Source organism: Pseudomonadota bacterium (genome assembly GCA_010028905.1).
Taxonomy (GTDB): Bacteria; Vulcanimicrobiota; Xenobia; order RGZZ01; family RGZZ01; genus RGZZ01.
Genome location: RGZZ01000171.1, coordinates 1 through 9,576, shown reverse-complemented (window position 1 = coordinate 9,576; position 9,576 = coordinate 1). Strand labels below are relative to the sequence as shown.

Below are 9,576 nucleotides of genomic sequence, written 5' to 3'. Positions count from 1 at the left end.
GTGGCCGTGTCGACCGAGCACGCCGCCCAGCCCCTCGCTCACGCCAAGGGCAAGGGCCACCGAGACGGCCCCCGCCGTGGCTGCCTGACGTGGGGTTGCGTGGCCGCCCTCGCTCAGCGCGGGGGAGGGTCGTTGATCTCGTGCCACTCGGCAACGACCTCGCGCGGTTGGCCGGGGGGCGTCTCGTCCGGCTGCCGTCGCCTTCCGAAGGTACGCTCGCGCTGCGTCTGCAGCCTGCTCGCGCCCAGGGTCCAGCTGACGAACAGCACCGAGAGCAGGTTGTGGGAGTAGTCGAACCACCCGGGAAGTACCGTGGACGCGAGCTTCAGCTTGAAGTAGCCGATGAGCAGCCAGTACACGGGGAGCAGGATGCAGCCCAGGCCGAACGTCACCACGACGAACAGCGCGAACAGCAGCGAACCCACCTCGCCGGCCGCGCAGATGACGACACCGATGACGGTTGCGTCGAGCACGTGCCCGAGCGTGGGGTCTTTCGCCATGTGGGGCGTGGCGCTGAGCGTGACGAGCCCGAGCGCGTTGAAGATCAGCACCAGCAGGCTCACGATGACCAGATTGACGAGCAGTCTGCCCATTCCATGGTCTTCCCCGTTTGCCGCACCTGTCCTGCGGCGCGCGGGCCGCAGCGTGGACGCTCGCCCCGCGCCGCGGTTTCGTGCGACGGCATGCCGCGCATCGGCTTGTCGGGTGCCGTTCGCTACAGGAGATAGCCGGCGGGGGGCGAAGCCAGAACCGTCCTGCGCGTTGCGGGGTCGCCTCGGTCATCCACAATCTTTTCCGAGAGAAGCGCTGACTGTTGTCCCAGAACCGCGATCGAGCCCTCAACCTCTTCACCTTCCTGCGTGAGCTCACGCGCCTGCGCACGCGCACGACGCGCACCATCGAAGAGTATGCCGTTCAGGGGGGCGATGTGCTGTGGCTCGACGAGCTGCCCAGCAGCGACGCGTGCTGGCTTGCGGCGCGTCGCGGGCGCAACGATACCCATGAGCCCGACGAGTGGCTGCAGATCCGCAAGCCCGATCGCGTGCCAGCGCCAGAGCCGCCCGCCGAGCTGCGGGCCTGGCTCGACGCCGCGCAGCTGACTGACTCGTCGCGGCCTTCACTCGACCTGCGCGATCGCATCGCCGCCGATCCCAAGGAGAAGCTGAGCCTCGCGCGCAAGGGCCGGACCCAGGAGGTCGACGCGGCCTTCGCGGCCTACCTCGTGATCTGGAAGGCGTGGGCGGCTGAAGATCACCGGCGACATCTGGCCGTCAAGGCCTACGCGGCCCTCTACACGATGCACCAGAAGCAGATGCGCCTGGGGGAGACCTTCGAGGTCATTCTCGGAGCGGGCTTCCTGGCCTGGAAGACCCCTAATGGCAGCACGGCAAAGCGCCACGTTCTCACGGCGCGATGCGATGTGTCGTTCGACACCGAGCAGGGGCTGATCACGGTGACCCCGGCCGCAGAGGGCATGAAGCTCTCGCTCGAGCAGGACATGCTCGACACCGCGGAGGCCCCTCCGCTCGAGGTGGCGCGAGACGTGGAAGAGCTGCTGGCCGAGGTGGGCGACGATCTCTTCGAGTCTGACGAGCTGCAGGCGGCGCTTCAGCTCTGGGCCGACAGCATCGGGGCAAGATACGACAACACCCTCGCGCGCCAGAAGGTGGCCGGCGACAAGCCGACGCTGCACTTCGCCCCCGCCATCATCGTGCGCAAGCGAACCGAGCGAAGCCTGCTGCGCTTCTTCGATCGGGCCATCGACGACATGTCGCGTTCCACCGAGCTTCCGCTTGGGGTCGAGCGCCTCGTGTCGATCATCGACGATGCGCGCAAGACGAAGGCCGCAGACGCAGACGACATCTACTTCCCCCTGCAGGCCAACGACGAGCAGATGCACGTGGCGCGCGCCATCCTGCAGCGCCAGGGCGTGCTCGTGCAGGGTCCCCCCGGCACGGGCAAGTCGCACAACATCGCCAACCTGGTCTGCCACCTGCTGGCCACCGGGCAGCGCGTGCTCGTGACCAGCCATACCTCACGTGCGCTGAAGGTTCTCAAGGACAAGTTTCCCGCTGACATCGCGCCGCTCTGCGTGACGCTGCTCGGCGACGATCAAGAGGCGATGCGAACCCTTGAAGAGTCGGTTCAGGCCATCGTCGAGCGCAGCGCCAACTGGACCGCCGACGCTTCGCGCAAGACGATCCGGCATCTGCGTCAGGAGATCACCCACGAGCAGGAGTCTGAGGTCAAGACGCTGCGCGATCTGCGTGATCTGCGCATGAGCGAGACGGTGACGCACGATCTCGGATTCGGTCACTACAAGGGAACCGCGCAGGTCATCGCGCGGCAGCTGCGCGATCAGCAGGCCGACCACGGCTGGATGCCGGAGACCCCCGATCCGGAGAAGAGCGCCCCCATCACGAACGACGACGCGCTGCTCTACTACGGCCTGCTGCGCGACTTCGACGCGGTGCTCGACGCCTCGCTCGACCAGAAGCTCATCGATCTCGACGCCATTCCGACGCCGGGCGCGTTCGTCGACATGCTCAAGAACGAAGAGTCGGCGCGCGGGAAGATGGCCTCTGACAGCCGTCGCGATCATCCGGCGTTCCACGCGCTGACCCAGGTCGACGACACGCGCCTCCAGGCGCTTGTCGAGACCCTCGAGAGCTATGCGCGCGCGGCGGAACCGCTTCTCGACGACCCCTATCCCTGGGTGCCTCGCGCCACCATGGAGGCTCTCGAAGGGAATGCCGCGGTCTGGCAGGAGCTCTTCCGCTTCACCCAGGAGCACATGAGTGTCATCGAGCGCTACTCGCGCGAGACGTTGCGCGCTCGCGTCGCGGGCATCAGCGAGGGCCGTCTGCCGCACGTCCGCGCGCACGCCGAGGCGTTGACCGCCGCGCTTCGCGCAGGGCGCAAGCTCACGGGGCTTCGCGTCATGTGGCCACGCGAGCTGAAGGAAGCCTCGTGGATCATCGATCGGGTGAAGGTCGACAATCGTCGCTGCGACAACCTCGAGACCCTCGAGCAGCTGCTCGGCTGGCTCGACGCGCGTGATCGCCTTCTTCGTCTCATCGAGGGGTGGTCTGAGCGCACGCGGCTGCCTTCCACCGCGCTGCGTCCTGAGGTGGCCGTCTTCCAGAAGCTCCGCGACGAGCTCGATGCCATTCTCTCTCTCGGAACGCGGCGTGACGCCGCGAAGGTGGCCATCGACGCCATCGGTGGGCTCATGGCCCCGGCCTGGCACCAGCTGCAGGCCGTGCGGGCGTTGCAGTGGGTGGCGGTGGCCGCGCGCAACGAGAAGGTGGGCGGGCAGGCCAGAGGGGCCATCGACTCGGTGCACGCGGTGCTGCGCGACTTCCTCGCCGGAACCCAGTCTCACGACGCGATGGCGACGCTCGAGGCGGCGGTGAACTCGCGTGACGAGCACGCCTACACCGCGGCCTACAAGAGCATCGTGCGCCTGCTCGACGAGCGCGAGAAGCGAACGAAGCGCCTCGAGGTCGAGAAGCGCCTGCGCTCGCGCGCGCCCCAGTTCGACGCCTTCCTGCGAGAGACGCTCGACTGCGCCGACTGGGAGCTCCGGCTCGATCGCTTCGAGGAGGCCTGGGACTGGGCTCGCGCAGGCACCTGGCTCACGCGTCTCTTCGCAAGCACCGAGCTCGAGCGCCTCTCGACCCGCCTCGACGAGCATCGCGCGAAGATTCTCGCGCTGCGGGGGCGCCTCACCTCAGAGATGGCCTGGAACGCCTGCTTCGAGCGAATGACCGAGCATGAGCAGCAGCACCTGCGTGCCTGGACCATGGCGGTGCGTCGCGTCGGCAAGGGCAAGGGCCGCTATGCCGACAAGCATCGGCAGGCCGCACGCGCGCATCTCGACGAGTGTCGCTCGGCCATTCCCGCCTGGGTCATGCCCATCTACCGCGTGGCTGAGAGCATCGAGGCGAAGCGCGACGCCTTTGAGGTCGTGGTGGTTGACGAGGCCAGTCAGAGCGGAACAGACGCCCTGTTCTTGATGTATCTGGCCAAGCGCATCGTGGTGGTCGGCGACGACAAGCAGATCAGCCCTGACAACGTGGGTATCTCGGCCGAGCGCGTGGAAGCCCTTCGTCAGCGCTATCTCGCTGATGTGCCCCACGGCGACGCCCTGGGCATCGAGCACAGCTTCTTCGATCAGGCCGCCATCCGATTCAGCGGCCGGATACGCCTGCGCGAGCACTTCCGCAGCATGCGCGAGATCATTGCGTTCTCGAACATCGAGTTCTATCGCAGCGAGCCGCTCATTCCGTTGCGCCAGTACGGCTCGCAGCGACTCGAACCCCCGGTTGCGGCGGTCATGGTCGAGAATGCCGTCACCGTGCGTGAGGGCGATCGAACCACGAATCCCCTCGAGGCGGCCGCCATCGTTGATCGCATTCTCGCGTGCATCGAAGATGCGCGCTACGCGGGGAAGTCGTTTGGCGTGATCAGCCTGCTCGGTGAAGCCCAGGCGAACCTCATCCACGAGATGCTCGTGGAACGCCTCGGTCCCGAGAAGATGGAGGCCCGAGGCCTCGTGTGCGGCGACGCCTACGCCTTCCAGGGCGACGAGCGCGATGTCATGTTCCTGAGCCTCGTGGTGGCCCCGCAGCCGGGGGGACGCGCGCTGCCCGCACTGGCAGACCAGCGCGCGCAGCGCCGGTTCAACGTTGCCGCCAGCCGGGCGCGCGATCAGATGTGGCTCTTCCACTCTGTGACGGTCGAGAATCTCAGCCGAAACTGCCTGCGACGCAAGCTGCTCGAGTACTTCCTCGACTACGAGGCATACGTCGAAGACGCGTCTGGTCAGCTCGATGTCGAAGAGGTGCGTCGGGCCGCCGCGTCACGACGGCGCACCGGTCTCGGGGCTCCCGCGCCCTTCCGGAACTGGTTCGAGGTTGATGTCTTTCTTCGCGTCAGCGACCGCGGATACACGGTTCTGCCCCGCCAGGAGGTGGCGAACTGTCGCATCGATCTGGCCGTGCAGGGCGCAACCTGCATGATGGCGGTGGAGTGTCAGGGCGAGGATTCTGACGGCGCTGAGCGATACGAGGAAGACCTGCAGGCGCAACGTGTGCTCGAGCGGTGCGGGTGGACCTTCTGGCGTCTTCGCGGCAGCGCGTTCTACCGCGATCCCGCAGCCGCGCTTCAGGGATTGTGGGAGACCCTGCAGCGCCTGGGCATCGAGCCCACGCGAGAGCCTGTTGTGGAGAGCGATTGCTTTGTCGATGACAACGACGAGCTGTCCGGGCTCACGGCCGAGATGCCGGTGGTGTCTCCGAGCAGTGAAGACGCACCGGAGCAGATCGTGGAAGCGCCGCCGGGTGAGGGCGTGCCCCCTGGAGAGACCTTCAGCGAAGTCGGTGCTTGAGGGCGTAGAGAATCGCCTGCACCCGATCATTGACCTCGATCTTGCGGAACAGGTTGCTCACGTGGGTCTTGACCGTGTATTCGCTGATCACGAGGCGCGACGCGATCTCCTGGTTTGACAGCCCATCGGCGATGAACATGAGGATCTCGTGCTCTCGTGGGGTCAGCTTGACGCGGGCTGGCTGGGCCTCGGTGCTCTTCGACGGCGACAAGGTGACCTCTGCGCGTCCGTGCTGCTCGAACTTGCGCAGGATTCTGGTTGTGGCGGCGGGGTCGAGAAGCGCGTCTCCGCGGAAGGCGCGCCTCACGGCATCGAGAACGCCGTCGATGGAAGAGTCTTTTGAGAGGTAGCCGCTGGCGCCGGCCTGCAGTCCGCGATAGATGTAGGCTTCGTTGTGGAAGCCGGTGAGCAGCACGATGCGCGTGTTCGAGAACCGCGCACGCACGTGCTCGGTGACCTCGAGGCCGTCCATGTCTCCGAGCTGGATGTCGAGCAGCACGACGTCAGGCGTCAGGGTCTCGATCTTCGAGAGCGTGTCAGTGCCGCTCTGGGCTTCTCCCACGACTTCGATGTCGGGTTCGTGGTCGAGGTGCTGCACCAGCATCTGGCGGAACAGGGTCTGGTCGTCTGCAACCAGCACCTTGATGCGCGACTTGCGGGCGCTCTTCACCACGGTCTGATCAAGACTCGCTCTTGCGCAGCACCAGGATGTTCTGATGCACGATGTTCGGCACGAAGCAGGTCTTCACGGCGTATGGGCGCAGGGGGCGCTGCGTCGCCTTGTTCCACCACAGACGCATGCCCTTGAACTGAAAGCCGACGCGTCGCATCGTCTCGGCGACCATGACCCCTAGCGGCACGAACTCGCCGCGCATGTACCGGTCGCCCACGATGAGAACCAGGTAGCGTCCCGGGCGCAGCACACGCCAGGCCTGACAGCCCAATGCTTCCATTCGATCGAGAAAGGTCGCGATATCGCTGCTGTTCGAGAAGTCAGCGGTGTCGGCCAGCGTGGTCATGTTGAAGTTGGTCTCGTTCTTGAAGCCGGTCACCGAGTGCTGGCAGCCATAGGGGGGGTCGGTGATGACCGCGTCAATGCTCCCATCTGACAGGGCGGCAAGGCGTTGCATGCAGTCGCCGGCAAGCAGCGGCGATGTGATGGCCGTTGCGTCTGCGCGTGGGCCTTCGTCGGTGGAGATCTCGCTCCAGCGCACAAAGCGACCGTCGACCACAGCAAAGGTCTGCTGAATCTGGTTGTAGACCTCGACCCACTTCGGGTTGAGCTCGAAGCCGATGGCCTTGCGCCCCGTGAGGGCCGCGCCAAGAAGGGTTCCACCGACCCCCGCAAAGGGATCGAGCACCTCTTCGCCTTGTTTCGTGAAGAAGCGGATGATCTCAGCCATGACCTCTGGAGGCTTCATGGCACCGTGCTGCTTTCGCAGACGATGGGTTGCATCCGGTGGATAGAAGGTCTCGAAGACGGTGCTCGTCCAGAAGAGCCATTCGGCTCCGCTCAGGTCGTTCAGCCGGTTCTCTCGAACGCCATCTTGGTTTGAGACCACCCGTAGCGCACTGGCCCGCCTGGGCAAAGCTCTCGTCTCCTCTCGTGGGGCTCGGGGTCATCGGGCCTCGTTCGACTCCGCGTCACCGAGCGAGAAGGGCGGGCGAGAAGGGAGAACCTCGACGAATTGAATCTTCTTCATTCCCCCGCAAAAACCCTTCAGGGGCGCAGCTCGTAGCGACCATACCCGAGGGCGGCACCCGCCCCGAGACCGATGTGCTGACCGGCGACGAGGGGCGCGAGCCAGGGGGTGAGGGTTCCGGTGAGGGTCACGTGACCGTTCCATTCAGTCGTGCGGCGGGCCCGAGGTCGGGGCAGCAGCATCGAGAGGTCGGCGGTGAGGTCGTCGTGCGGAGGCGCGGCGGGGGCGTTTCCCTCGCACCACACGACGCCCAGCTGGCTGATTCTGGCGTGGAGTGCGCCCAGCAATGCGTGGCCATCGACGGGCGCGGGGAGCCTGAGCGGGGTGGTGAGCTGCAGGGTGAGGCGGGTCCGTCCTGCCAGAAGCTTGGCGCGCTCCTCGAGATGGCGAGCGTCGAAGGCCACCGGCGTCGAGCGGATCTCCTGTTCCTTCGTGAAGTAGTAGCGGCTCCACAGCCGATCCCGCGGGTCGAGCCAGTCGACCTGCTCGAGGATGACCCTGCACCGCTGAGGTCCCACGCCCTTGCGCGTGTGCCGGTCGAGGCCGACGATGCAGCAGGCGGCGTGCGAGACGCTGCTTCCCACCAGCACGAACGTCGCCTTGAGGGCGTCGCCCGGAAGCAGCCTGGTGCGGGTGTCAACGGGGGGCACGTACACGAACGGCAGCGGGCCGCTCTGAAGGGGGCACGCTGGTCCGCAGGCCGCATCGCGCATCGACGTGACGAGGTGACGTCGAAAGAGCGGTGGCTTCTCGGCCGGGAAAACGGCCCGCTCGAGCACCTTGTAGGTCAGGCGAAATCGCGTGAACCGCAGGCTGCCGAGGGCGTCTGCCTCTCCCTTCACGCGCCTGCGCCGAGCGCCTCCGCCGCGGCGCGCAGGCGCGCGGCTGCGCGATCTCGTCCCAGCACGACGATGCTCTCGAGAAGAGGCGGCGTGGCGGTCTTGCCCGTCACCGCCACGCGCACCGGCATGAAGGTCTCTTTTGCGCTCCATCCCAAAGACTCGGAGAGCGAGCGCATGGCCTGCTCGAGCCCTTCCTTGGTGAAATCGGAATCGGGCAGGGTAGAGAAGAGCTCGGCGAAGCGGCGCAGCACCTGGGCGGTCTCGGAGGCCTCGCGCTTCTTCGGCACCAGGAGCGCGGCATCGTAGGCGATGGTGTCGGTGAAGAAGTAGTCGCCGATGGCCGTGAAGTCGGAGAGAAGCTTCATGCGCTCCTGCACGAGGGGAACGATGGCGCGGGTGTAGGCATCGTCGGCCACGGGCGCGCCGAAGGCGATGACCCGCGCCAGGAGATCATCCGCGGCGAGCCTGCGCATGTACTCGCCGTTGAGCCAGGCCAGCTTGTCGAGGTCGAACACGGGGCCGGCCGAGTTGATGCGCTCGAACGCAAAGGCCTGGCAGATGTCGTCGAAACCGAAGATCTCGCGGCCGTCCGGCATCGAGAACCCCATGAGCGCGAGGAAGTTCACCATGGCTTCCGGCAGGTACCCCTGCTCTTCGTACCACTTGAGTGAGACGGGGTTCTTGCGCTTGCTGATCTTGGTCTTGTCCTTGTTGCGCAGCAACGGCAGATGCCCAAAGCCAGGCGGCTGCCAGCCGAAGGCCTCGTAGAGCAGCACGTGCTTGGGGGTTGAGGTGATCCACTCCTCGGCGCGCATGACGTGGGTGATGCCCATGAGATGATCATCGACCACGTTGGCCAGGTGGTAGGTGGGGAAGCCATCTGCCTTGAGCAAGACCTGATCGTCGATCTGCTCGAACCCGATGGTGATGTCTCCGCGCACCAGATCGTGAAAGGTGAGCTGGCCCTCGACCGGCACCTTCAGGCGAACCACGTGGGCCTCACCCGCGGCGACGCGCCGTGCGGCCTCCTCGGGTGACAGGTCGCGGCAGCGACGGTCATACCCGAGGAAGCTGCTCTTGGTCGCCTTCTGCTGCTCGCGCAGCTCGGCCAGTCGCTCCGGGGTGCAGAAGCACGTATAGGCGGTTCCACGGGTGATGAGGGTCTGGGCGTGCTCGGCGTAGATCTCGCTGCGCTCCGACTGGCGGTAGGGGCCGTGCGGGCCACCCACGTCGGGCCCCTCGTTCCAGGTCAGCCCCAGCCAGCGGAGCGATTCGAAGATCATGGTCTCGTACTGGGCCTCTGAGCGGGTCTGGTCGGTGTCCTCGATGCGCAGCAGGAAGGCACCGCCTTGCTGCCGTGCGAAGGCGAGGTTGAAGATGGCCACATAGGCGGTGCCGACATGGGGCGCTCCGGTGGGGGAGGGGGCGATGCGGGTACGTACAGACATGATCCTGGAAGTGCTTTCTTGAGACTTCGGGCGGGCGTCGCTACGGGACGCTTGTCATTCTACTCGCTGGCGCGGGCTTTGCCAACCCGTGACCCCGCAGACCCCGTCTCAGTGGGCGCCAGTCCAGTAGCGACGTGCCAGCGTCACCGCCTGGGCGCCGATCTGACGGCCCGCGATGCGGCCGCGGAGAT

Annotated in this window: 6 protein-coding genes; 1 reads left to right on the top strand and 5 read right to left on the bottom strand. The window is 66.3% G+C overall.

What is annotated here, in order from left to right:
• Positions 1-113: 113 nt before the first annotated feature.
• Positions 114-593 (bottom strand): hypothetical protein, encoded by a 480-nt coding sequence (locus EB084_12820; protein NDD29140.1) that lies wholly within the window; start codon positions 591-593, stop codon positions 114-116.
• 221 nt (positions 594-814) lie between these two features.
• Between EB084_12820 and EB084_12815 the strand changes: the two genes are divergently transcribed.
• Complete coding sequence (locus tag EB084_12815) at positions 815-5,392, top strand: hypothetical protein (protein ID NDD29139.1); 4,578 nt, start codon at positions 815-817, stop codon at positions 5,390-5,392.
• Here the strand turns inward: EB084_12815 and EB084_12810 are convergent.
• From EB084_12810 to EB084_12795, 4 genes are all read right to left on the bottom strand, one after another.
• Positions 5,373-6,065 carry a DNA-binding response regulator gene (locus EB084_12810; GenBank protein ID NDD29138.1) on the bottom strand — a complete coding sequence of 231 codons (693 nt, stop codon included), beginning with the start codon at positions 6,063-6,065 and terminating at the stop codon, positions 5,373-5,375. The genes EB084_12815 and EB084_12810 overlap by 20 nt on opposite strands.
• 7 nt (positions 6,066-6,072) lie before the next feature.
• The gene (locus EB084_12805; protein ID NDD29137.1) at positions 6,073-6,954 is read right to left on the bottom strand and encodes a hypothetical protein; all 882 of its coding nucleotides are present in this window, start codon (positions 6,952-6,954) and stop codon (positions 6,073-6,075) included.
• Positions 6,955-7,112: 158 nt separating this feature from the next.
• On the bottom strand, positions 7,113-7,937 hold the full coding sequence (locus EB084_12800; protein ID NDD29136.1) for a hypothetical protein: 825 nt from the start codon (positions 7,935-7,937) through the stop codon (positions 7,113-7,115).
• On the bottom strand, positions 7,934-9,385 hold the full coding sequence (locus tag EB084_12795) for a glutamate--tRNA ligase (protein ID NDD29135.1): 1,452 nt from the start codon (positions 9,383-9,385) through the stop codon (positions 7,934-7,936). The genes EB084_12800 and EB084_12795 overlap by 4 nt, the downstream gene beginning before the upstream one ends.
• Positions 9,386-9,576: the final 191 nt, after the last annotated feature.